Here is a 23,362-nt window from a genome sequence, read left to right on the forward strand (position 1 = left end):
AACGCTCAGCCCCTGCGCCGCTCGATCAGGTTCAACAGTGGCCCGGTCATCGCCGTTGTCACCAGCGCCATGATCACCAGCACCGCGAACAGCCGGTCACCGAGCAGGCCAAGTTCGTAACCCAGGTTGAGCACGATCAGCTCCATCAGGCCACGGGTGTTCATCAGTGCACCCAGCCGCCACGCCTCACGGGCGGGCATGCCGGCACTGCGTGCGGCACTGAAGGTGCCCAGCAGCTTGCCCGTCGTGGCTACCGCGATCACCACCACGCACAACAGGCCATCGCTGGCCTGCAGTGTATCGGCGCGCATGCGCAGGCCGGTCATGGCGAAGAACAGCGGCAGCAGCAGCGTCACCGCGAACGGTTCGACGCGCGCCATCAGCAGCTCGCGCAACTGCACATTGGACGACACCGCCACGCCCGCTGCGAACGCACCGAACAGCGCATGGATGCCGAGCATCTCGGTGACCAGCGCACTGGCCAGCGACAGCAGCAGGATGCCCAACAGCCACCGCCCCTCACGGCCCGGCGCGATCTGCTGGCGGGCGAACCACGGCCTCACCAGCCCCAGCATCAGCGCCACGAACGCGACCACGCACAGCAGGTTGAGGCTGGCCGGCAGCCATCCGCTGGCCTGGGCGGCGGCCACGATCAGCGCCAGCAGGCACCACGCGGTGGCATCACCCAATGCAGCGCAGGCGATGGCGGTCTGACCCAGCGGGGTCTGCGTGATGCCGCGATCGGCAAGGATGCGCAGCAACACGGGGAAGGCGGTGATGCTCATCGAAATGCCGACGAACAGTGCGAATGCCGTGAAGCCCACCCCCTGTGGGCCGTGCTGCGGGTACAGCCAGATCGCCAGGGCGACGCCAAGCACGAACGGCACCGCGATGCCGGCATGGCTGACCGTAAAGGCAAAACGCCGGCGTCCACGCAGCGCCGCCAGGTCCAGCTCGGCACCGGCCACCAGCAGGAACATCAGCACGCCCAGCTGGCTGAGCATGCCAAGCGGCCCCAACGAGCTGGCCGGGAACAACGCACCGTGCAACTGCGGCAGCAAGCTGCCGAGCACCAGCGGGCCCATCATCAGGCCGGCCGCCATCTCGCCGATCACCGCCGGCTGGCCCAGCCGCTTCAGCAGCGCACCGGCGCCCTTGGCTACCAGTAACAGCACCAGCAGCTGCAACAGGAACAGGCCCAGCGGCGACGCCAGATGCTGCGCCCAGGTGGCTTCGGCCATGGTCGTGGCCGTGGCCGTGGCACGGGCACCAGCCTCGGGCGCCGCCGGACCGGCATAACGGGCCAGCAGCACGCCGGCCAGCAACGGCACCCCAGCCCAGGCCAGGTAGCGCCATCCCCACTTCGTCGGTGGCACCTGGCCCCCGCTGTGTACGTCCATGAACATTCCCCAATGTGCAGGGGGGCGATCATACAAAAAGGGGACGGAGGGGATTAAGTCGTTAGTGGCACAGGCGCCCCGCCCCCCCTCCGTCCCCTTTCGGCGCTTACGCCAGTGCCTGCTCGTGCACGCCAGCGACCGCGCGCCCCGACGGATCTGCAGCTGCGGCGAAGCTCGCATCCCACGCGATCGCCGCCGGCGACGAGCAGGCGATGGACTTGCCACCCGGCACGGTCTCGGCGGCCGCACGGCTCGGGAAGAACTGCTCGAACAGATGACGGTAGTAGTAGGCCTCCTTGGTCTGCGGCGGGTTGTGCGGGAAGCGCTTGTCGGCCGCTGCCAGCACACGGTCGCTCACCTGGGCTTCGGCATGCGCCTTCAGCCCGTCGATCCAGCCATAGCCAACGCCATCGCTGAACTGCTCCTTCTGCCGCCACAGGATGCTGTCCGGCAGGTAGCCTTCGAACGCCTCGCGCAGCACCGCCTTCTCGATGCGGCGGCCACCAACGCCCGCACCGACCATCTTGTGCGCGGCGTCGAAGCGCATCGCCACATCGAGGAATTCGCGATCCAGGAACGGCACCCGCGGCTCCACGCCCCAGGCCATCATCGACTTGTTGGCGCGCAGGCAGTCGTAGTTGTGCAGCGCGTCGAGCTTGCGTACCAGCTCGTCGTGGAATTCACGCGCATCCGGCGCCTTGTGGAAATACAGGTAGCCACCAAAGATCTCGTCGCTGCCCTCGCCGGAGAGCACCATTTTCACGCCCATCGCCTTGATCCGCCGCGCCAGCAGGAACATCGGCGTCGATGCGCGGATGGTGGTGACGTCGTAGGTCTCGATGTGGCGGATCACTTCCGGCAGCGCATCAAGGCCCTCCTCGAACGTGTACTCGAAGCCGTGATGCACGGTGCCCAGCGCTTCGGCGGCGATTGCAGCGGCGGCCAGATCGGGCGAGCCCTTCAAGCCGATCGCGAACGAGTGCAGGCGCGGCCACCAGGCTTCGGTCTGCCCCCCATCCTCGATGCGACGACGTGCATAGCGCGCGGCCACTGCCGCCACCAGCGACGAGTCCAGGCCACCGGACAGCAGCACGCCGTACGGCACATCGCTCATCAGCTGGCGTTCCACCGCGTGCTCGAATGCCTGGCGCAGCTCGGCCAGGTCGGCCTGGCGGCCGTGCACGTCAGCGTAGTCGCGCCACGGCTGCTGGTAGTAGCGCACCAGCTCACCACTGGCACTGTCGAAATAGTGGCCCGGCGGGAACTGCGCAACGTCGGCACAGGTATCGACCAGCGCCTTCATTTCCGAGGCCACTCGCAGGCGCCCCTGGGCATCGTGGCCCCAGTACAGCGGCACCACGCCCACCGGGTCGCGCGCCACCAAGACACGACCGGCACCACGGTCCCACAGCGCGAACGCGAAGATGCCATTGAGCTGCTCCAGCCACTGCGCCGGCGAAGCGCCCTGGCGGTACAGCGCGTTGATCACTTCACAGTCCGAACCGGTCTGGAAGTCATAGGCGGTGGTCAGTGCGGCCTTCAGTTGCTGGTGGTTGTAGATCTCGCCGTTGACCGCCAGCGCCAGCTGGCCGTCGGCCGACAGCAGCGGTTGCGAGCCGCCGGCCGGGTCGACGATGGCCAGCCGCTCGTGGACCAGCAGCGCACCTTCGTCAAGATACACGCCGCTCCAGTCCGGGCCGCGGTGGCGCTGGCGCTGCGACAGTTCCAGCGCATGGCGGCGCAGGGCCGGGAGATCGTCACCGGCCTGCAGGCCGAAGATTCCGAAGATCGAACACATGGGGGAGCTCCTGTTGGGGGAATTTCACGGGTGGGAGGGTGTTCGACCGGCCATCCAGGCCCGGGCAGGCTGCGCCCGGGCACAAAAAAACCCGCATCGACCGATGCGGGTTTTCTGGTGTCCGGGCGTGTGGTGCTGTCTATCTACCCAGGGCGCAGTCCCGCATCGGCCGCGCACGATTATTCGCGCGCAGATTATTGCGGTTGTTGTTATTGACGGCGGTGGCCAGGCGGATCGACATGGCATCGACCCTACCCCGGTTTCCGGCACGGCGCAACCGTTGCGTTGGCAACCAGGTGAAGGTGTGCCGACCAACGGTCTGCACCCAGCAGTCGGCACCCACAGGGGTAGCGCCGGGCCGTGCCCGGTGCCATGCCTCACACCAGCAGCCGCTCCACCAGCCGCTGGTACAGCCCGGGCAGTGCTTCCAGTTCGTCCACGCGCACGTTCTCGTCCACCTGGTGGATGCTGGCGTTGACCGGCCCCACTTCGATGCACTGCGCGCCCAATGGCGCGATGAAGCGGGCATCGGAGGTGCCGCCGCCAGTGCTTTCCTCCGGTGCACGGCCGATGTGCTCGGCCAGCACCGCACGCGCAGTGGCGCGCAGCGTGCCTTCCGGGGTGTAGAACGGTTCGCCGCTGCGATGCCACTTCAGCGTGTACTGCAGGGCATGCCGATCCAGCAGCGCGGTGATCTCCGCTTCCAGTTTCGGCGCATCCCAGTGCGGGTTGTAGCGGATGTTGAAATCCACCTCGAGCTCGCCGGGAATCACATTGTTGGCGCCCGTACCGGCATGGATGTTGGAGACCTGCAGGCTGGTCGGCGGGAAACTCTCGTAGCCGTCATCCCAGCGCCGTGCGCTCAGCTCGGCCAGGGCGGGCGCCGCCTGGTGGATCGGGTTGCGTGCCTTCTCCGGGTACGCCACATGGCCCTGTACGCCCTGCACCCGCAGCTTGGCCGACAGGCTGCCACGACGGCCCACGCGCAGCAGGTCACCGAGCGTCGCGGTCGACGACGGCTCGCCGGTGATGCACCAGTCGATGCGTTGGCCGCGCTCGGCGAACAGCCGTGCGACGTGGCGCACGCCATCGATGGCATCGCCCTCCTCGTCGCTGGTCAGCAGCACCGCCAGCGTGCCGGGATGATCGGGATGCGCGGCCACGAACTGCTCGGCCGCCACCACGAACGCCGCCACGCTGCCCTTCATGTCGGCGGTGCCACGGCCGTACAGCACGCCGTCACGGATCTGCGGCGTGAACGGGTCGCTGGCCCAGGCCTCGCGCGGGCCCGCCGGCACCACGTCGGTGTGGCCCAGCAGCACCAGCACCGGCGCGCCCTGGCCGTGGGTCGCCCACAGGTTGTCGACCTCGCCCAGCCGCAGGTGATCGCACTGGAACCCGGCCTGCTTCAAGCGTGCCGCCAGCAGTGCCTGGCAGCCGGCATCATCGGGCGTCACCGAGGGCCGTGCGATCAGCTCGCAGGTCAGGTCGAGGACCGCGCTCACGCGTCACCCACGCCGAAGCGGGCCTTGAAGCCATTGTCACTGAAACCCTGGCTGACCGTGCCGTCGGCGGTGACCACCAGCGGGCGCTTGATCAGCTGCGGGTACTCGCGCAGCAGCAGCTTCCATTCGGCCTCGGAATCGGCGGCCTTGCGGTTGTCCGGCAGCTGCCGCCAGGTGGTGGAGGACCTGTTGACCATCGCGGCCAGGCCACCCAGCTGCTCAGCCCACGCCAGCAGTGTTTCCGGGCTCGGCTTGTTGTCGCGGTAGTCGACGAAGGTGTACTGCACGCCGAAGCGGTCCAGCCACTTGGTCGCCTTCTTGCAGGTATCGCAGTTCTTCAAACCGTAGACAGTGGTGCTCATGGCTATCTGTGATGCTGGAAAACAGAGGCCCAGAATCTCACAACAGGCGCTCGGACACGACCCGGAACGGTACCCTTGGCAGCCGGAAGGCCAGCCCCTCGTGCAGCGCCACGTCCATCGCCTGCAGGCGCGGGCACTGCAGTTCGCCTTCCAGCTGCAGCGGCTGCAGGCTGTCGACATCCACCGGCAGCGCGATGCGGGTGCTGGCCCAGCGCCGGTCACAGGTGCGCGCAACGGCCTCATCCTGGCAGGTCAGGAAGCGCAGCAGGGCCTGATGGCCACCGAAGGCCCCCCGCCACGCCCCGTCCTCCCAGCCCGCAGCGGCCCGCCACTGGAGGTGCAGGGCAGGCGCACTGCCCTGCCCGCCTTCGATCAGGGTGTGCCCATCGCCATCGGCGCGCACCACATGCTCGAAGCGCGTGGACAGGTGGGGCTGCATGGCATCGCTGAAAGCGCGCGCGCCGGCGACGAAGGCCAGCTGGTCCATCACGTTGCGATCGAAAAGCACGACCGGGGTCCCGCCCGGATCATCGTCACGGCGCAGGTACCAGCGCCAGTTGCTCTGCCCTGGCGACGGCATCAGGCAGCGCAGCGGTCCCGCCAGCGCCGGCCCGAAGTGGCCATGGCGATAGCTGAGAACGGTATAAGGCGTGCGTCCTGCATGGACCATGTAGTGATGGCCAGGTGGCGCTGGCGGGGCATGGCGCACATCGACCCACCAGCTCGCGTAGACCACGTCGCGCACGTCGCTGACCAGCACCGGCATCGGCCAGCGCCTCGACAGTGCCCGGCGCAACCGGGTCCAGCGCGGAGCGTGCAGCAGGCGCGGCAGCATCCGTCCGAACGCGTTGTCGGACGGATGCCGGTAGATCGCGGACTGCGCCAGGTCCTCCGGCGCACTCACCTTCAGTCGGCCAGGCCGCGCAGCAGGTCGTTGACGCTGGTCTTGCTGCGGGTCTTGGCATCAACCTGCTTGACGATCACCGCGCAGTACAGCGAGTGGGTGCCGTCCTTGCTCGGCAGCGAGCCGGACACCACCACGCTGTACGGCGGGATGTAGCCGTAGCTGATCTCGCCGGTGGCGCGGTTGTAGATGCGGGTGCTCTGGCTGAGGAACACGCCCATGCCGATCACACTGTGGTGGCCCACCACCACGCCCTCCACCACTTCCGAACGCGCACCGATGAAGCAGTGGTCCTCGATGATGGTCGGGCTGGCCTGCAGCGGCTCCAGTACGCCGCCGATGCCGGCGCCGCCGGACAGGTGGCAGTGCTGGCCGATCTGCGCGCAGGAACCGACGGTGGCCCAGGTATCGACCATGGTGCCTTCGCCGACGTAGGCGCCGATGTTGGTGAAGCTCGGCATCAGCACTACGTCCTTGCCGAAGTACGTGCCGCGGCGGGCGATCGCACCGGGCACAACGCGCACGCCGCCACGGCGGAACTTCGCTTCGTCATAGCCGGCGAAGCGCGATTCGACCTTGTCCCAGAACGGTGCCGGTCGTGCATCGACCACCGCCATGTCGTTGACGCGGAAATACAGCAGCACGGCCTTCTTCAGCCACTCGTTGACCTTCCAGCCGCCCTGGCCGTCCGGCTCGGCGACGCGGAATTCACCGCTCTCGAGACCGTCGATCACGCGGTTGACCAGCGGCCTGGTCGAGCCTTCCAGCTCATGCAGGGTCAACGTGGCGCGGCGCTCGAAGGCGCTTTCGATGCCGAACTTGAGTTCTTCCACGCCGGGTGCCGACGGCTTGCGCAGCGACTTGCGGGCGATGGTTTCGGCGCGGACGGCTTCGGCGCTCTTGGCCGGGGCCGGCTTCTTCACAGCACGCTTGACCGCAGCCATTTTCTTCGCCGGGGCCTTCACCGCAGCGGCCTTCTTCGGCGCAGTGGCCTTCTTTGCGGCCGGTGCGGCTGCAGCAGGTTTCCGGGCCGCTGCGCTCTTGGGGGTCGCGGCGGTCTTCTTGGCGGGCTTGGTGGCCATCAGGCGGGGTCTCCGGCGTTTCGATCAGGGTCCAGGCAGGCCAGCATTGCGTCATGCAGCTGCTGCCGGGCAGGTTCAGTCAGGGGGAGGTCGTGTTCGTCACTGATCACGAAGGTGTCTTCGGCGCGCTCGCCGAACGTGGCAATGCGCGCATCATGCACGCGCAGGCCCTGGTTGCGCAGCACGAACGCCACATCGGCCAGCAGGCCGGGACGGTCGGGAGCGACCAGGGCAAAACGGGTTGCGCCCGGTTCATCGCGGAACTCGATGCGCGGGGCGAAGCGGAAGTGCCGCAGTTGCCGCGGTACCACACGGCGCGACGGCCGCAGGCGCGACAGGTCACCACTGAGTGCCTCGCGCAGCGCCGCCTCCAGGTTGGCACTGCTGCCATCGGCAAACGTGTCGGCCGGGTTCACTTCGAAGGTATCGAAGATGGTATCGGCCGGACCGTCCAGCACGCGTGCGCGGTGAATGCCATAGCCCTTGCGGTCCAGGGTCATCACGATCGCGGCGAACAGGCCGTCGCGGTCGGGCGAGTGCACGAACACTTCCAGCGCCGGGTCATCCACACTGATCCGGCGCACCTTCACCAGCGCCTGGCCCTGCTTCACCGGTACCAGCGCGGCTGCCTGCCAGGCCAGCTGCTCGGGGCGCAGACGAATGAAGCCCTCATCCGGCATCACCGCGAACTGGCGATCGATGGTGGCGTCGTCGTAACCCTGCTCGCGCACCAGTGCGCGCACGCTGTCACGTGCCTCGGCCACGCGTTCGGCGGCCGGTACCGGATGCTCCAGCCCCTCGCGCAGCGCGCGCCGGGTGGCGAAGTACAGGTCGGCCAGCAGGCGGTCCTTCCAGGCATTCCACAGCTTCGGGCTGGTGCCGGCGATGTCGGCACAGGTCAGCAGGTACAGGTAGTCCAGGCGGTCGCGGCTGCCGACCAGGGTGGCGAAGCGATGGATCACCACCGGATCGGCGATGTCCTGCTTCTGCGCGGTCACCGACATGCGCAGATGCTGTTCGACCAGCCATGCCACCAGCTCGGTATCAGTGCCACTGAGCGCATGCGCCTGGCAGAACGCACGCGCGTCCACCGCACCCAGCTCCGAGTGGTCGCCGCCGCGGCCCTTGGCGATGTCATGGAACAGGCCGGCCAGCAGCAGCAGTTCCGGCTTGCGCAGGCGGGGCCACACTTCGTGCGCGATCGAGAAGCGTTCGTCGGCACGGCTGCTGGCGAACTGGCCGATGTTGCGCAGGACCATCAGCGTGTGCTGGTCGACCGTATAGACATGGAACAGGTCGAACTGCATGCGCCCGCTGACCTGGGCAAACGCGGGGATCCACTGGCCAAGCACACCCAGCCGCGCCATGCGCGAAAGCGTATCGACCGGGCGCTGGCCACGCAGCAGGGACAGGAACTGCTCGCGTGCATCGGCATCGGCCTGGTCGTAGGCCGGCAACAACGGCAGCGCTTCGGCCAGCGCGCGCGCGGTCAGCGAATGCAGGCCTCGCACCTGTGGATTGTTGGCCCAGCTGGAAAACAGGGCGAACACCTGGCCGATGTCACCGCGCGGCCAGTCGGCCTCGTTGGCGGCCAGGTAGCCGCGGCGCAGGGAGAAGCCCACGGTCAGCGGTTCCGGCTGGGCCTCGCCATCGAACTGCTCCTCGAAGCGCTGCAGCAGGCGGTCGCTGATCCGGCGCACCACCAGCGCGGCGCGGTAGAAGCCCTGCATCATTTTCTCGACACCGAGATTCTCGGCATCGTCTTCGAAACCCAGGCGCGCGGCCAGGGTCTTCTGGTAATCGAAACGCAGGCGCTCTTCCGGGCGGCGCGCGACCAGGTGCAGGCCGAAGCGCAGCCGCGCCAGCACCGCACGCTCGCGCTTCAGCGCGGCCGCCTCGTCGGCACCCAGATGGCCCAGCCCGACCAGCGCCTCCAGATCGCGTACGCCGAACGCGCGCAGCGCCATCCAGCCCAGCGTGTTGAGGTCGCGCAGGCCACCCGGGCCATCCTTCAGGTCCGGCTCCAGGTTGTCGGCGGTATCACCGAAACGCTGGTGGCGGTTGCGCAGTTCTTCCAGCTTGGCCAGGAAGAAGGTCCGCGCCGGCCACAGCTCGCGGTCGTCGATGGCCTCGCGCAGCGCACGGCGCGCTGCATCATCAGCCAGGATCGGACGCGCCTCGATCAGCGCGGTCAGCACGGTCTGGTCAGCCGCCGCCTCGCGGCACTGCAATGCAGAACGCACCGCATGACTGACCGCCAATCCGCAGTCCCACAGCAGCGCGAACAGGCGTGCCAATGCCGCTTCATGCGCCAGTTGTGCGGGCGGGTCGCCGAACACCAGCAGGTCGATGTCCGAACGCGGAAACAGTTCACCCCGGCCATAGCCACCGACCGCGAACAGCGACAGGCCGCTGTCGGCCGGCAGGCAACGCTGCCAGGCCAGGCGGATCAGATGGTCGGCCGCGCGCGCCCGCAGCGCCAGCAGGCGCTCGATGTTGTCGCCCTGGTCGAAGCGGCGATACAGGCGCGCGTCGGCCTGCTGCAGCGCCTGGCGCGCGGCAGCAGCCCAGTCCGGGTCGTTGAGCGACGCGGCCGGCGTGTCCAGCAGCGAACTCGCCGGCAGCATCGTCAGGAGACCTGCGACTCGCCCGGCGACAGCGTCAGCACGTCGACGCCGGTCTCAGTGACCGCGACCATGTGCTCCCACTGCGCCGACAGCTTGCGGTCCTTGGTCACCACGGTCCAGCCATCCGGCAGCACCTTGTTGTAGCGGGTGCCCTCGTTGATCATCGGTTCGATGGTGAAGGTCATGCCCGGCTGCAGCACCAGGCCCTGGCCCGGGCGGCCGTAATGCACCACCTGCGGCTCGTCGTGGTAGATCTTGCCGATGCCGTGGCCGCAGTACTCGCGCACCACGCTGAAACGCTCGCCTTCGGCATAGCTCTGGATGGCATGGCCGATGTCGCCCAGGGTGGCGCCCGGGCGCACCGCGCGGATGCCGCGCCACATGGCTTCGTATGTGGTTTCCACCAGGCGGCGCGCCATCACCGACGGGGTGCCGACGAAGTACATGCGGCTGGTGTCGCCGTGCCAGCCGTCCTTGATGACGGTGACGTCGATATTGATGATGTCGCCATCCTTGAGCACCTTCCCTTCGCTGGGGATGCCGTGGCAGATGACATTGTTGACCGAGGTGCACACGGTCTTCGGGAAGCCGCGGTAGCCGACGTTGGCCGGAATCGCGCCCTGCACGTTCACGATGTGGTCGTGGCAGATGCGGTCCAGTTCCTCGGTGGTGACACCGGGCTTGACGTGGGGGGTGACGATGTCGAGCACTTCGCTGGCCAGGCGGCCGGCGATGCGCATCATCTCGATTTCCTGCGGGGTTTTCAGATTCACGCTCATGGCACCCATTATCGCCGATCCGGCCGCAATCTGAACGAACGCCACCCAACTGCCGATCCGGGTCATGCACGGTTCCGGCAAGGAAAGTGAAAGCGTGATGGCCTCCGCTCTTTCGTCTGCCTAATTATCACGGATTACAGACACTTACGCCTCCTAAGCTGGACCCACCGTCGTCAAAGCGGCACCGAACGTGCCGTCTTCGCCTTGTTCAACGGACCTTCGGGTCAGGGAGGTTGTTCATGCGATCCCCAGTTCGATCCCCGCTGGCATGGGCCGTGGCCGGATTCCTGCTGTCCAGCCCGGCACTGGCCGCCGATACCACCACCTTCAATGTCACCCTGGTGGTCACCAAGGCCTGCACCATCACGGCGGCGGCGGCCACCAATGTGGACTTCGGCACCGCGGCCTCGACCACCGCCACGCCCACCCTGGGCCAGGGCACGGTGACCGCCCAGTGCTCGGCACTGACCCCGTACACGATCTCGCTGAATGCGGGCGCCAATGCCAGCACCGCCAACGACGTCACCACCCGGCGGATGAAGAACACCAATGCGGCGGTGACCGCCAACAACTATGTCGGCTACCAGCTCTACCAGGATGCCGCACATACCCTGGTCTGGGGCGCCACAACCGGCACCAACACCCAGGCCGGCATCGGCACCGGCCTGGCCGTGCCCTACATCGTCTACGGCCAGATCCTGAACCTGAGCACCAACAACCCGGCCGCCGGTAGCTACCTGGATACGGTTACCGCCACGATCACCTATTGATGGAGCACGCCCGCATGGCCGGATCCCGCCCGTGGCGCGCCACCGGCGTGGCGCTGCTCGCCCTGTACCTGCTTGCCATCGCGGCCGCCGGCGCCACCAGCCTGCAGGTGGCCCCGACCAGCCTGCAGCTGGAAGCCCGCCAGCGTGCCGGCGAATTGTGGCTGACCAACAGCGGCACCTCGCCGGTGAAGCTGCAGGTACGCGTGTTCCGCTGGGTGCAGCAGGACGGCCAGGAACAGCTGCTGCCCACCGATGCGTTGATGGCCACTCCACCGATGCAGGAACTGGCCGCCGGACAGCAGCAGCTGGTGCGGGTCATGCGTGCGGACAAGGAACCGCCAGCGGCACAGCAACATTACCGCCTGATCGTTGACGAGGTGCCCGACCTGGCCACCCGCGCGGGTGGCATGCAGTTCGTCCTGCGCTATTCGATCCCGGTGTTCGTGCAGCCCTCGGCCGGCACGCTGGCGCCGCAGCTGCAGGCCCGGCTGGTAAAGCTGGCGGACGGCCGCAACGGCGTCGAAGTAGCCAATTCGGGCAACAGTTACGCTCAGATCGCCGATCTCGCGCTGGGCAGCGCCACGCGCCCGCGCATCGTCCATCCCGGGCTGCTGGGCTACGTACTGCCCGGCCAGGTGATGCGCTGGCCGATCGAACGCACGGCGATCGACCGCGACAACGACCAGATCACGGCCAAGCTCAATGGCGAGTCGGAACAGACGCCGCTGTCGCCCCCACCGGCTCGCTGAGGCGTTGATGGGCGCGCTGTTGGCTGCCCTGGCTCCCGCGGCGACCGAGGCCGCCGATGTGTCCGGCGTGTCGGCCGATGCGATCCTGCCCGCCCCCACCCCACTGACCGCCAGCCAGACGCTGTACCTGGATGTGTCGCTCAACAGCACGCCGCGCGGCCTGCTGCCGTTCACCGAGAACCGTGGCCGGCTGCAGGCCAGCCCCGAAGTGCTGCGCCAGCTCGGCTTCAACGCCAGCGGCGATGCACCGGTCTACCTGGACCAGATCAGCGGTGCGGTGGTGCGCTACGACGCCCACATGCAGACCCTGGCGCTGGACGTGCCGCTGGACCAGCTGACACTGCCCACCACCGTGCTCAGCCGCCCGCAGACGCGCGCCCCCACCGGCAGCGCCTCGCCCGGCGTGCTGCTCAACTACGACGTCTACGGCAGCCGGGTGGACACGCTCGGCACCCTCAGCCTGAGCTCGGAGCTGCGCGTGTTCGGTATCGGCAATGGCACTTTCGAGAACACCGCCATCAGCCGCCGCTACCAGCAACCCGGCGATCGCCATTGGCGCGGCTCCAGCGTGCGCCTGGACACACGCTGGAGCCTGGATTTCCCCGATAGCGCAACGACCCTGGAGGTCGGCGATTTCTACAGTGGGTTCGTCGACTGGACCCGCCCCGTGCGCCTGGGTGGCCTGCAGATCGGCCGCAACTATGGCCTGCAGCCCTACCGCGTGCTGACGCCCACGCCGAGCTTCCTCGGCCAGGCCGTGGTGCCCTCCACGGTCGAGCTGTATGTCGATGGCCTGCGCCAGTACAGCGGGCAGGTGCCGGTCGGTCCCTTCCAGCTCGCAGCACAGCCCGGCATCAGCGGCACCGGCAACGCGCAGGTGGTGGTGACCGACGCATTCGGACGCATGCAGACGCTGGACTTCAGCTTCTACGGTACCCAGCAGCTGCTGGCCAAGGGCCTGTCGGACTGGTCGGTCGGCGTCGGCCACCTGCGCCGGGATTTCGGCGAGCGCTCCTTCGCCTATGACGATCGCACGGTGGCCAGCGCCAGCTGGCGCGGCGGTGTCACCGACGCGTTCACCGGCGAGGCGCATGCCGAAGGCGGCGGCGGCCTGGCCCAGGGCGGCATTGGCGGCTGGTGGCTGCTCGGCGCCGCCGGCGTGTTCAATGCCGCCTATGCGCACAGTAACTACCACGGCCTGCAGGGTGGGCAATGGGCGCTGGGCTACAGCTGGAACAACCGTCGCTTCAACGTCAATCTGCGCAGCGTGCGCAGCCACGGCGACTACCGCGACCTGGGCGCGCTGCAGGGCAACCTGCCACCAAGCATCAGCGAGCAGGCCACGGTCGGCCTGGACCTGCTGCGGCTGGGCACGCTCAGCGCCAGCTATCTGCGCCTGCGCTACCCCGACGGCGACGACAACCGCTATGCCAGCCTGTTCTGGTCGCGCACCTGGAGCCAACGCTGGTCGGCCTACCTGTCGGTGAACCAGAACTTGGACCGCAGCGATGACCGCAGCATCTACCTGTCGATGACTGCCAGCCTGGGCAACAATCGCCAGGCCAGCCTCTCCAGCCAGCGCAACGGCGACAGCCAGAGCTGGGTGGCGGACGTGACCCAGCCGGTGCCCGGCGATGGCAGTGCCGGCGGCGTCGGCTGGCGCGCACAGCTGCGCCACGGCGAGGACGGTAACGGCGGCTTGGCCGAAGTTGGCATCCTCAACGATGTCGGCCGCTATTCATTCGGCGCCTCGCGCCAGGGCGGGCTCAACTATGCCTACGCCAGTGCCAGCGGCAGCCTGGTATGGATGGGCGGGCACGCCTTCGCCACGCGCGAGGTATCCGATGCGTTCGCGGTGATCAGCACCAATGGCATCGGCGGCGTCCCGGTGCGGCTGGAGAACCGCCTGATCGGTGTCACCGACGATCGCGGCCTGCTGCTGGTCAGTCCGTTGCTGTCCTGGCAGCGCAACCGGGTCTCGATCGACACGCTGGATCTGCCCGAAGACATGCGTGCCGACCGCATCGAGGACTGGGTCACGCCGCGCCAGCGCGCCGGCACCCGCGTGACCTTCCAGCTGCGTTCGCGGTCGTCACTGAGCCTGACCCTGCTGGCGATGGACGGGCAGCCATTGGAGGTGGGCAGCGAGGTACAGCTGCCAGATGGCCGCCAGGCTACGGTCGGCTACGACGGCCTGCTCTACCTGGAAGATGTCGCCGCCGGCAGCGTGCTGTACGTCACCACCAGCCATGGCCCGTGCCGGGTGAAGGTACCGGACCTGCCCAAGGTGGTGGCGTCCGGTGCCCGCCCGAAGCCGGCACCGCAGCAGTGCATTCCGGAGGTGGCGCCATGAGGGTGCTGCTGCTCTTCCTGCTGCTGTGGGCCGGCCTGCTGGCAGCGGCGCCGGCCGGCGCCACCGCGGTCTGCACGGCGGTCGCCGATCCGACCCTGCCCTTCGGCAACATCAACAGCAATGCACCCGGCCCGAGCACGGCCAACCTCAACATCACGGTGACCTGCACCACCGCCGCGCTGAGCCTGCTGGCCACCACCGGCGTGCGCGTCTGCGTGGGCATCGGCGCAGGCAGTGGCGGCGGCAGCAGTTCCACGTTCCGCACGATGGCCACCTCTACCAGCGACACGATGAATTTCCAGCTGTACAACAACGCCAGCTTCGGCCAGGTCACTGGCCTGGTCCCGCGCGGCACGCCGCCAGCGCAGGAGCTGACCATGAGCTACAACGTACCGCTGCTGACCGGCGGTAGCGGTGCGCAGACTGTGCAGCTGTTCGGTCAGATTCCGGCCAACCAGGTCCTGGCCTCCGGCGCGTACAGCAGCACTTTCAGCGGCGCCAGCGTGGTGCTGACCTGGGCCTGGAACGAAGTCCTGCTCGGCACCGCCACCGTTCCCGCCACCTGCAACGGCGGCGCCACCGGTACCAACAGCGCGAGCGCGGCCTTCAGTTTCACCGCCACCGCCAACGTGCTGCCGCAATGCGGCAGCTACGTCACCACCAACATGAATTTCGGCAACGTCACCGGCGGCATCCCGGCCAACATCGACCAGACCGCCACCCTCACCCTGACCTGCCTGAAGAACACCGCCTTCCAGGTCGGCCTGAACAACGGCCGGAACAATCCCGCCGCCACCACCACCCGGCGCATGGCCACCACCATCGGCAACAGCACCTACTACCTGCCCTACGAGCTGTACCGGGATCCGGCACGAAGCCAGCGCTGGGGCAACACCCTGACGGTCGACACGGCCAGCAGCACCGGCACCGGAAGCGCACAGCAGCTGACCATATACGGCCGGGTACCGCCGGTCACCGGCCAGCCCCCGGCCGGCACCTACAACGACCTGGTGACGGTGACGATCACCTACTGACCTGCGTGCCGACCAACGGTCGGCACCCACCGGACGAAGGCCGTGCCGAGCGCGGGCTCGGCGCTACAGTTGCGGCGCATCCGGCCGATACCGCGCAGCGAGTCTTTCAGCACGGTGGGTGGCAGGTGGTTCGCGCATTTCTGATCGGGGCGATGCTGGTCGCCAGCACGCCGGCCCGCGCCGAACCGCGCAGCAGCACGCTGCAGATCCGGCTGACCGTGGTCGAATCCTGCAGCGACGATGCCGGCGCTCCCCGTTGCGCGGCGCCACACCAGCGCAGTGACGCCCCCAAGGTGCCGCCCCAGGTCCGCGACCTCGCACCACCGGCGACAGACGACAGCGCAATGCCTTCCGTGACCCTCATCTACTGATGCGCGCGCTGCTGATCCTGCTTGGACTGCTGCTGGCGCAGCCCTCGGCGGCGCTGGAGCTGTTGCCGACCACCCTGCAGCTACCCGCCGAAGGCGGCCGCGCCGAACTGTGGCTGCGTAATCCGGGGCCCGGCCGCTGGCAGGGGCAGGTGCAGGTGCTGGCTTGGGAGCAGCAACTGGACGCCGAACGACTGCAGCCCAGCGACCGGATCCGGGTCAGCCCTGCGCGGCTGGACCTGGCCCCTGGCAGCACCCAGCGCGTCTGGCTGCTGCCAGGCGGTCCGCCAGCATCGGTGGGTGAACAGGCCTATCGGATCGTACTGGCGCCGGCCTTGCCGGGATTGCCCCGCTACTCGCTGCCGTTGTTCCGCGGCCCAGCGGCGCCAGCGCTGCATGCCCGGCTGCAGGCCCGCGTCGAGGCACATGGGCCTCAGGCCATGCTGCGACTCAGCAATTCCAGTACGCTGCATGGCCGCCTGCACGATCTGCGATTCACAGCGGCCGACGGCCAATCGTCGCTGCTGGTGGCCGGGCTGGCCGGCTATATCCTCGCAGGCCATGAACGCCGCTGGCCCCTGCCCGCCCGCCCCGATGGCTATGTGGGCGGCCACTTCCGGGCCCGCCTGCAGGACGGCCGCGAGGTCGATCTGGCCGCATCTGACCCTGCAATTGCAGCGGACGCCCCCAGCGGGCTATAATCGACCGGATTCCTGCCGCCTGCGTGCGCGGGAGCCCGTCCACACCGGACGTCACCGGTGAATCCACACCTGCTGCCCCCATCCGTGCCGGGGTGCTCCGCGAGGAGTTCGGCCACGGAAGCAGCAGGGAAGCCCAACCCCGGAACCGATCGCGCTTCCACGCGTCCCGCATACCTATCCCGCGGGCGGAATCGCTGGTTCCATATCAGGAGTATTGCAATGCCCCAGGTCACCATGCGTCAGATGCTGGAAGCCGGCGTCCACTTCGGCCACCAGACCCGCTACTGGAACCCGAAGATGGCTCCGTACATCTTCGGCGCCCGCGGCAAGATCCACATCATCAACCTGGAAAAGACCGTCCCGCTGTTCAACGATGCGATGAACTTCATCTCGTCGGTTGCCCAGAAGCGCGGCATCGTCCTGTTCCTGGGCACCAAGCGCAGCGCCCGCGAAACCATCAAGGAAGAAGCCGAGCGTTGCGGCATGCCGTTCATGAACCAGCGTTGGCTGGGCGGCACCCTGACCAACTTCCGTACCGTCAAGCAGTCGGTTGCCCGCCTGAAGGAACTGGAAGCCGGTGAAACCGACGGCACCTTCGAGAAGCTGGTCAAGCACGAAGTGCTGGGCCTGCGTCGCGAGCGCGACAAGCTGGAAGCCTCGCTGGGCGGCATCAAGGACATGAACCGTCTGCCGGACGCCATCTTCGTGATCGACATCGGCCACGAAGACATCGCGATCAAGGAAGCCAAGAAGCTGGGCATTCCGGTCATCGCCGTGGTCGACACCAACTACAACCCGGAACTGGTGGACTACGCCATCCCGGGCAACGACGACGCCATCCGCGCTGTGCAGCTGTACGCCCGCGCCGCTGCCGACGCCGTGCTGGAAGGCAAGGCCGCTGCCCCGCACGCCGCTTCGGTGCGCGAGGAAGAGTTCGCTGAAGCCGCTGCTGAAGGCGAAGAGAAGCCGGCCCGCCGCGCTCCGGCCAAGAAGGCTGCCAAGAAGGGCGACGACGCCCAGGCCTGATCCAGGCCCCGGGTGGACGCCCGGCGTCCACCCTCCCTGCACGCAGCCCCCCGGCGCGTGACAGGACCGTGTCACACGGGCCGGCCACCATGCCGGCCCAACCCCTTTCTTTCGTGAGGTAATCCCGTGGAAATCACTGCTTCCCTGGTCAAGGAACTGCGCGAGCGCACCGGCGCCGGCATGATGGAATGCAAGAAGGCGCTTACCGAAGCCAACGGCGACATCAACGCCGCTGCTGAAGCCATGCGCAAGTCCGGCGCTGCCAAGGCCGACAAGAAGGCTGACCGCGTGGCCGCCGAAGGCCGTCTGGGCCTGGCCCAGGACGGCGGCAAGGCCGTGCTGGTCGAAGTCAACTCGGAAACCGACTTCGTCGCCAACGATGACAACTTCAAGTCCTTCGTCAACGCCGTCGCTGCCGCTGCCCTGGCATCGGGCGCCACCGACGTCGAAGCCGTGAAGGCCGCCACGCTGGCCGACGGCCGCACCGTTGAAGAAGCCCGCGCCACCGCCGTGCAGACCCTGGGTGAGAACATCCAGATCCGCCGCATGGTCAAGGTCGACACCACCGGCAACATCGGTGCCTACGTCCACACCAACGGCAAGGTTGGCGTGCTGGTCGACCTGATCGGCGGCGACGTCGAGCTGGCCCGTGGCCTGGCGATGCACGTGGCCGCGCTGAAGCCGCCGCACAACAAGGCTGCGGACGTTCCGGCCGAGTTCGTCGAAAAGGAAAAGGAAATCGAGCTGGCCAAGATGACCGAGAAGGACAAGGCCAAGCCGGCCGACATCCTGGAAAAGATCATCAGCGGCAAGATCAACAAGATCGTCAGCGACGTGACCCTGTACGGCCAGACCTACGTGCTGGGCGACACCACCGTCGAGCAGGTGGTCAAGGCCGCTGGCGCGGACGTGGCAGGCTTCAAGCTGCTGATCGTCGGCGAAGGCATCGAAAAGGTGGTGGAAGACTACGCCGCCGAAGTTGCCAAGGCGATGCAGGTCTGATTCCAGCCCTTCGGCTGTGAAACGACCAGAAGGAGCCGCGGGAAACCGCGGCTCTTTTTTTATGCATGGGCCTAGGGATTAACCCATGGCCCATCGGTGGGTGCGCACCGTTGGTGCGCACAACCGGCACCTTTGCGTTGCACTCGAATCAAGCCGATACTCAGCCGCAGGGAATCCTCAGTCACTTAGCAGGAACGAAAATCGCGGACTGTGATGCATTCCTAGGTATTCTTGCCCCAATGGAATTGAACGACCCGACATGCCTCCCGAGCTGACAGCTGCCCTGGCGCTCTGCCGCAACCTGCCTTCGCCACCCGGTATTGCCCTGCGCATCATCGAACTGGCTCAGGACCCGGAAGCGGACATCGCCACCGCCGCCGACATCATCGCCATCGACATGGCGCTGAGCGCTCGCATGCTGCGCATCGCCAATTCGCCGCTGTATGCCAGCCGCCGCCGCATCGAGAACCTCGGCCAGGCGCTGACCATGCTGGGCCTGAACGCCACGATCAGCCTCGCCCTCGGCTTCACCGTCACCCAGGGCCTGACCGGCGGTGGCGCCGATCATGACCTGCGCCAGCGCGCGTGGAAGCGCAGCATCCTCAGTGCCCTGGCGGCCAGCCAGCTGGGCCAGGCGCGCGGCCTGCGCCGGCTGGAGGAGCTGATGCTGGCCGGACTGCTGCAGGACCTGGGCGTGCTGTGCCTGGCCCAGGCCGAGTCGGAGCGCTACCTGCCGCTGCTGCGCGAAGCACGCGACAACATCGACCTGGTTTCCCTCGAGCGCGAGGCGCTGGGCTGCAGCCACGCCGACGTCGGCGCCTGGGTGGCCGAGCAATGGGGCCTGCCCCGCTACCTGGTGGAGAGCATCAGCCACAGCGAGGACGAGGACGCCGCCGAATCGCCATTCCAGGCCTGCGTGCAACTGTCCGGCGCAGTGGCCGACATCTGGCTGGATAGCGACGCCGATGCCGCGCGCGAGCGCGCCCTGCAGCAGGTGCACGACCGCCTGGAGCTGGACAGCGCGCGCTTCGACCAGGTGCTGGCCCGCATCAGCGAGGCCCTGCCCGACATCGCCAGCCTGTTCGATGCCGGCCTCAATTCTCCGGCGCGGGTGCGCGAGCTGATCGATCATGCGCAGGAACTGGCCACGCTGCGCAACCTGCGCGAACTGCAGGATGCCGACCAGGCACGCCGCCGTGCCGACGAATTCGAGGCGCGCGCCAAGCGCCTGGCCGACCAGGCCCATCGTGATGCATTGACAGGCGTGCTCAACCGCCGCCAGCTGGAAGCGGTGCTGGAGCAGGAATTCCTGCGTGCCGGCCGCCAGGGCTGGCCACTGTCGGTGGCCTTCATCGACCTGGACGACTTCAAGAAGATCAACGACGCCCACGGCCACCTGACCGGCGACGAGGTGCTGCGCGCCTTCGCCGGCAAGCTGCAGGGCCAGTTGCGCAACAGCGACACCGTGGCCCGCTTCGGCGGCGAGGAGTTCGTCGCGCTGCTGCCCAACACCAGCGAAAGCGTGGCCCTGGACGTGATCCGCCGGGTGCTGGCCAACATCGTCGCCACGCCGATGGCCGAGCTGGAGGGCGGGCCGCTGTTCGTCACCTTCTCCGCCGGCGTGGCCACCCAGGGCGGCTACGAGCGCTTCGCCGACGTCCAGGACCTGCTGCGCGCGGCCGACGACGTGCTGTACCGCTCCAAGAACCTGGGCCGCAACCGGGTGATCGCCCGCTCGCCGGGGGCGCTGGGCCATGACGAGCTGTCGGCCACGGCCAGCGCCGAACTGGGCTGAACGGGACGCCCCGGCCGACCGGGCGAACCACCGGATTCTGCGCCGCAGTGCACAAAACACTTTGGCACAACGCCGCATGCGCGTAGAATCGCCCGCGATTTCCACGCACCCGAGGTCCCCATGTCCAAGCTCGCCTATCGCCGCATCCTTCTGAAACTGTCCGGGGAGGCGCTGATGGGAGACGAGGACTACGGCATCGACCCGAAGATCATCAATCGCCTCGCCCGTGAGGTCATCGAAGCCCAGCAGGCCGGTGCCGAGGTCGCGCTGGTGATCGGAGGTGGCAACATCTTCCGCGGCGCCGGTCTGGCCGCCGGCGGCATGGACCGCGTAACCGGCGACCAGATGGGCATGCTGGCCACCGTCATCAACGCCCTGGCCATGCAGGACGCCCTCGAGAAGCTGGGTGCCAAGGCCCGGGTGATGAGCGCGATCAAGATCAACGACGTGTGCGAGGACTACATCCGCCGCCGCGCCATCCGCCACCTGGAAAAGGGCCGCCTGGTGATCTTCGCTGCCGGCGTCGGCAGCCCGTTCTTCACCACCGACTCCGGCGCCGCACTGCGCGCGATCGAGATCGGCGCCGACCTGCTGCTGAAGGCCACCAAGGTCGATGGCGTGTACGACAAGGACCCGAACAAGCACAGCGATGCGGTCCGCTTCGACAGCCTGAGCTACGACGAAGTGATCCGCCGCGGCCTGGAAGTGATGGACACAGCGGCCTTCGCTCTGGCCCGCGACAGCGACCTGCCGATGCGCGTGTTCGACATGGGCCAGCCGGGCGAACTGCTGAAGATCCTCAACGGCGCGAACATCGGCACCCTGGTCCAGGGCCGCGACCCCGCCTGAGCCTGAGCGCAAAGCGACGACCGGGCCGATTCAGGCCCGGCAGCGTCCCGTATTCGCCTATAATCGCCCGATTCCAGATACATCCAGGACCGGGCGATGCTCAACGACATCAAGAACAACGCGCAGACGCGCATGGCCAAGAGCATTGACGCTCTGAAGCACACCCTCACCTCCATCCGGACCGGCCGTGCCACCCCGGCCCTGCTGGACCGCGTGACGGTCAGCGCCTATGGCAACGCCAGCACCCCGCTGAACCAGGTCGCGTCGATCTCCAACGCCGACGCCCACTCGCTGCTGGTCACCCCGTTCGACAAAGGCATGATCAAGGAGATCGAAAAGGGTCTCTACAACGCCGAGTTCACTCCGAACACGCTGGGCACCGCGATCCGCATCAACATGCCGCCGCCGACCGAAGAGCGCCGCAAGGAGCTGGTCAAGCAGGTGCAGAAGGAAGGGGAAGGCGCCAAGATCGCGATCCGCAACATCCGTCAGGACGCGAACAAGGAAATCGCCAAGCTGGTCAAGGACAAGGCGATCAGCGAAGACGAGAAGAAGCGCGGCGAAGACGACATCCAGAAGCTGACCGACGCCAACATCAAGGACGTCGACAAGGTCGTTGCCGACAAGGAAAAAGAACTGCTGTCGGTCTGAAGTCGATGCCTTCAGTCCCGCCTCCGTTGCCTGCCTCCCTGCCCCGCCACATTGCCATCATCATGGATGGCAACGGGCGTTGGGCACAGCAGCGCCGTCGCCCCCGCGTGATCGGCCACCGTGCCGGCGCGCGCGCGGTCAACCGCACCATCGAGCGCTGCCTTGAACTGGGCATTCCGGCGCTGACCCTGTTCGCCTTCTCCAGCGAGAACTGGGGCCGGCCGCAGGAGGAAGTAGACGCGCTGATGAAGCTGTTCCTCGGTGCACTCGACCGCGAAGTGGACGAGCTGCACCGGCGTGGCGTGCGCGTGCGCTTCATCGGCGAACGCGAGCGCTTCGGCGCCGGGCTGGTCAGCCGCATGCAGCTGGCCGAGCAGCGCACCGCCGACAACACCACCCTGACCCTGTCGATCGCTGCCAGCTACGGTGGCCGCCAGGACATCGCCCGCGCCGCGCGCGCCCTGGCCGTCGAAGTGGCGGCCGGTCGCCTGTTGCCCGAGCAGATCGACGAAGCGCTGCTGGGCAGCCAGGTGGCCCTGGCCGACCTGCCGCCGCCGGACCTGTTCATCCGCACCGGCGGCGACACCCGCATCAGCAACTTCCTGCTGTGGCAGCTCGCCTATACCGAACTGTGGTTCACCGAGGCCCTGTGGCCGGACTTCGACGCCGGGCAGCTGCAGCAGGCGCTCGACGCCTATGCCGGTCGCGAGCGTCGTTTCGGCCTGACCAGCGCCCAGATTGCCGCACTGGCCACCGAGACTTCCAGCCCATGACCAAGACCCGAGTCCTTGCCGCGCTGATCATGGCGCCGCTAGCCATTGCGGCGATCCTGCTGCTGCCCACGCAATGGCTGGCCGCCGCCGCCGCCGCCGTGCTGCTGATCGGCCTGTGGGAATGGCTGAAGCTGGCCGGTATCGAAGACACCCTGGCGCGCACCGTGCTGCTGGTGTTGAACCTGCTGCTGATGGTGCTGCTGGTCTGGGCCGATGGCAGCACCCTGGTCCTGTTCCAGATAACCACGCTGGCCGGCGTCGCCTGGTGGCTGGCCGCGCTGGTCTGGTTGCGCTTCTTCAACTTCGGTGCACAGCCGTCGGCACCCTCGCGGATCCTGAAGATGCTGGCCGGTACCCTGGCTATCGTCCCGGCCTGGGCCGCGCTGGTGCTGATCCATGCCGGCGGCGATCCGCCGGGCCAGCAGGGCCACCTGTGGCTGCTGGCTGCGCTGGCGCTGGTGTGGGCGGCCGACTCGGGCGCCTATTTCGCTGGCCGCCATTTCGGCAAGCACAAGCTGGCGCCGCGGATCAGCCCCAACAAGACCTGGGAAGGCCTGTTCGGCGGCCTGCTGGCCGGTGTCGCCGTGGCCCTCGGCCTGGGCTGGCTGGCTGGCATCGATGCCGCACACCTGCCCGGCCTGTTGATCACCGCAGTGGTGGCGGTGTTCGCCTCGGTCCTGGGCGACCTGTTCGAGAGCCTGATCAAGCGCCATGCCGGCGCCAAGGACTCGGGCCACCTGATCCCGGGCCACGGTGGCGTGCTCGACCGGGTCGACGGCGTCCTCGCCGCCGTGCCGGTGTTCGCGCTGGGCAAGGAAATCTTCGGGTTCTGAC

At 67.8% G+C, this 23,362-nt stretch carries 21 protein-coding genes; 13 read left to right on the plus strand and 8 right to left on the minus strand.

The annotated features are described in order from the left end of the window. Window positions 1-5: 5 nt before the first annotated feature. The 8 genes from AC10QF_RS01120 to map all read right to left on the minus strand — a co-directional run bounded on the left by AC10QF_RS01120 (window position 6) and on the right by map (window position 10,466). Complete coding sequence (locus AC10QF_RS01120) at window positions 6-1,406, minus strand: cation:proton antiporter domain-containing protein (protein ID WP_494541588.1); 1,401 nt, start codon at window positions 1,404-1,406, stop codon at window positions 6-8. A gap of 100 nt (window positions 1,407-1,506) precedes the next feature. Beyond that, window positions 1,507-3,198, minus strand: a complete 1,692-nt coding sequence (asnB, locus tag AC10QF_RS01125; RefSeq protein ID WP_111096472.1) for an asparagine synthase B — start codon at window positions 3,196-3,198, stop codon at window positions 1,507-1,509. Window positions 3,199-3,575: 377 nt separating this feature from the next. Continuing rightward, window positions 3,576-4,703 (minus strand): succinyl-diaminopimelate desuccinylase, encoded by a 1,128-nt coding sequence (dapE, locus tag AC10QF_RS01130; protein ID WP_005415868.1) that lies wholly within the window; start codon window positions 4,701-4,703, stop codon window positions 3,576-3,578. Continuing rightward, window positions 4,700-5,065: an arsenate reductase gene (locus AC10QF_RS01135; RefSeq protein WP_494541589.1), complete on the minus strand. Its 366-nt coding sequence runs from the start codon at window positions 5,063-5,065 to the stop codon at window positions 4,700-4,702. Before AC10QF_RS01135 ends, dapE begins: the two co-directional genes overlap by 4 nt. A gap of 37 nt (window positions 5,066-5,102) precedes the next feature. Beyond that, entirely contained in the window at window positions 5,103-5,969 is an 867-nt protein-coding gene (locus AC10QF_RS01140; protein WP_494541590.1) for a hypothetical protein, read from the minus strand. 2 nt (window positions 5,970-5,971) lie between these two features. After that, window positions 5,972-6,913 (minus strand): 2,3,4,5-tetrahydropyridine-2,6-dicarboxylate N-succinyltransferase, encoded by a 942-nt coding sequence (dapD, locus tag AC10QF_RS01145; protein WP_375366190.1) that lies wholly within the window; start codon window positions 6,911-6,913, stop codon window positions 5,972-5,974. Window positions 6,914-7,050: 137 nt separating this feature from the next. Next, window positions 7,051-9,660: a [protein-PII] uridylyltransferase gene (locus AC10QF_RS01150; protein WP_494541701.1), complete on the minus strand. Its 2,610-nt coding sequence runs from the start codon at window positions 9,658-9,660 to the stop codon at window positions 7,051-7,053. 20 nt (window positions 9,661-9,680) lie between these two features. Beyond that, entirely contained in the window at window positions 9,681-10,466 is a 786-nt protein-coding gene (map, locus tag AC10QF_RS01155) for a type I methionyl aminopeptidase (RefSeq protein WP_494541702.1), read from the minus strand. Between the two features lie 230 nt (window positions 10,467-10,696). Between map and AC10QF_RS01160 the strand changes: the two genes are divergently transcribed. From AC10QF_RS01160 to AC10QF_RS01220, 13 genes are all read left to right on the plus strand, one after another. Next, entirely contained in the window at window positions 10,697-11,227 is a 531-nt protein-coding gene (locus tag AC10QF_RS01160) for a Csu type fimbrial protein (RefSeq protein ID WP_242890218.1), read from the plus strand. Then, entirely contained in the window at window positions 11,227-11,976 is a 750-nt protein-coding gene (locus tag AC10QF_RS01165) for a fimbrial biogenesis chaperone (protein ID WP_053497108.1), read from the plus strand. Before AC10QF_RS01160 ends, AC10QF_RS01165 begins: the two co-directional genes overlap by 1 nt. A 7-nt stretch (window positions 11,977-11,983) precedes the next feature. Further along, the gene (locus AC10QF_RS01170) at window positions 11,984-14,329 is read left to right on the plus strand and encodes a fimbria/pilus outer membrane usher protein (RefSeq protein ID WP_494541591.1); all 2,346 of its coding nucleotides are present in this window, start codon (window positions 11,984-11,986) and stop codon (window positions 14,327-14,329) included. Then, window positions 14,326-15,363, plus strand: coding sequence for a Csu type fimbrial protein (locus tag AC10QF_RS01175; protein ID WP_069137990.1), 1,038 nt, complete (start codon window positions 14,326-14,328; stop codon window positions 15,361-15,363). Before AC10QF_RS01170 ends, AC10QF_RS01175 begins: the two co-directional genes overlap by 4 nt. Window positions 15,364-15,515: 152 nt before the next feature. Continuing rightward, entirely contained in the window at window positions 15,516-15,734 is a 219-nt protein-coding gene (locus AC10QF_RS01180) for a hypothetical protein (RefSeq protein WP_061480195.1), read from the plus strand. Then, window positions 15,734-16,432, plus strand: a complete 699-nt coding sequence (locus AC10QF_RS01185) for a fimbrial biogenesis chaperone (RefSeq protein ID WP_154350458.1) — start codon at window positions 15,734-15,736, stop codon at window positions 16,430-16,432. The genes AC10QF_RS01180 and AC10QF_RS01185 overlap by 1 nt, the downstream gene beginning before the upstream one ends. Window positions 16,433-16,651: 219 nt before the next feature. Next, entirely contained in the window at window positions 16,652-17,458 is an 807-nt protein-coding gene (gene rpsB, locus AC10QF_RS01190) for a 30S ribosomal protein S2 (RefSeq protein ID WP_494541592.1), read from the plus strand. A 126-nt stretch (window positions 17,459-17,584) separates the two neighbouring features. Then, a complete protein-coding gene (gene tsf / locus AC10QF_RS01195) occupies window positions 17,585-18,460 on the plus strand; it encodes a translation elongation factor Ts (RefSeq protein WP_005415856.1) in 876 nt (291 codons plus the stop codon). Window positions 18,461-18,719: 259 nt separating this feature from the next. After that, a complete protein-coding gene (locus AC10QF_RS01200) occupies window positions 18,720-20,255 on the plus strand; it encodes a GGDEF domain-containing protein (protein WP_065177433.1) in 1,536 nt (511 codons plus the stop codon). Between the two features lie 120 nt (window positions 20,256-20,375). Next, complete coding sequence (pyrH, locus tag AC10QF_RS01205) at window positions 20,376-21,104, plus strand: UMP kinase (RefSeq protein WP_005415854.1); 729 nt, start codon at window positions 20,376-20,378, stop codon at window positions 21,102-21,104. A 96-nt stretch (window positions 21,105-21,200) separates the two neighbouring features. Then, window positions 21,201-21,755: a ribosome recycling factor gene (gene frr, locus AC10QF_RS01210; RefSeq protein ID WP_005415853.1), complete on the plus strand. Its 555-nt coding sequence runs from the start codon at window positions 21,201-21,203 to the stop codon at window positions 21,753-21,755. Window positions 21,756-21,760: 5 nt separating this feature from the next. After that, window positions 21,761-22,528 carry a polyprenyl diphosphate synthase gene (uppS, locus tag AC10QF_RS01215; RefSeq protein ID WP_032954050.1) on the plus strand — a complete coding sequence of 256 codons (768 nt, stop codon included), beginning with the start codon at window positions 21,761-21,763 and terminating at the stop codon, window positions 22,526-22,528. Continuing rightward, a complete protein-coding gene (locus AC10QF_RS01220) occupies window positions 22,525-23,361 on the plus strand; it encodes a phosphatidate cytidylyltransferase (protein ID WP_061480179.1) in 837 nt (278 codons plus the stop codon). The genes uppS and AC10QF_RS01220 overlap by 4 nt, the downstream gene beginning before the upstream one ends. Window position 23,362: the final 1 nt, after the last annotated feature.

The sequence above is a fragment of the Stenotrophomonas maltophilia complex sp. Om-AH-Sm3 genome (genome assembly GCF_059337855.1).

Coding starts and splice junctions, on each gene's coding strand:
- dapD (WP_375366190.1), bottom strand. CDS start 6,913: ATGGCTGCGGTCAAGCGTGCTGTGAAGAAGCCGGCCCCGGCCAAGAGC.
- AC10QF_RS01165 (WP_053497108.1), top strand. CDS start 11,227: ATGGAGCACGCCCGCATGGCCGGATCCCGCCCGTGGCGCGCCACCGGC.
- pyrH (WP_005415854.1), top strand. CDS start 20,376: ATGTCCAAGCTCGCCTATCGCCGCATCCTTCTGAAACTGTCCGGGGAG.
- AC10QF_RS01185 (WP_154350458.1), top strand. CDS start 15,734: ATGCGCGCGCTGCTGATCCTGCTTGGACTGCTGCTGGCGCAGCCCTCG.
- uppS (WP_032954050.1), top strand. CDS start 21,761: ATGCCTTCAGTCCCGCCTCCGTTGCCTGCCTCCCTGCCCCGCCACATT.
- rpsB (WP_494541592.1), top strand. CDS start 16,652: ATGCCCCAGGTCACCATGCGTCAGATGCTGGAAGCCGGCGTCCACTTC.
- AC10QF_RS01220 (WP_061480179.1), top strand. CDS start 22,525: ATGACCAAGACCCGAGTCCTTGCCGCGCTGATCATGGCGCCGCTAGCC.
- AC10QF_RS01170 (WP_494541591.1), top strand. CDS start 11,984: ATGGGCGCGCTGTTGGCTGCCCTGGCTCCCGCGGCGACCGAGGCCGCC.
- AC10QF_RS01120 (WP_494541588.1), bottom strand. CDS start 1,406: ATGTTCATGGACGTACACAGCGGGGGCCAGGTGCCACCGACGAAGTGG.
- asnB (WP_111096472.1), bottom strand. CDS start 3,198: ATGTGTTCGATCTTCGGAATCTTCGGCCTGCAGGCCGGTGACGATCTC.
- AC10QF_RS01180 (WP_061480195.1), top strand. CDS start 15,516: ATGCTGGTCGCCAGCACGCCGGCCCGCGCCGAACCGCGCAGCAGCACG.
- AC10QF_RS01175 (WP_069137990.1), top strand. CDS start 14,326: ATGAGGGTGCTGCTGCTCTTCCTGCTGCTGTGGGCCGGCCTGCTGGCA.
- AC10QF_RS01160 (WP_242890218.1), top strand. CDS start 10,697: ATGCGATCCCCAGTTCGATCCCCGCTGGCATGGGCCGTGGCCGGATTC.
- map (WP_494541702.1), bottom strand. CDS start 10,466: ATGGGTGCCATGAGCGTGAATCTGAAAACCCCGCAGGAAATCGAGATG.
- AC10QF_RS01135 (WP_494541589.1), bottom strand. CDS start 5,065: ATGAGCACCACTGTCTACGGTTTGAAGAACTGCGATACCTGCAAGAAG.
- AC10QF_RS01200 (WP_065177433.1), top strand. CDS start 18,720: ATGCCTCCCGAGCTGACAGCTGCCCTGGCGCTCTGCCGCAACCTGCCT.
- frr (WP_005415853.1), top strand. CDS start 21,201: ATGCTCAACGACATCAAGAACAACGCGCAGACGCGCATGGCCAAGAGC.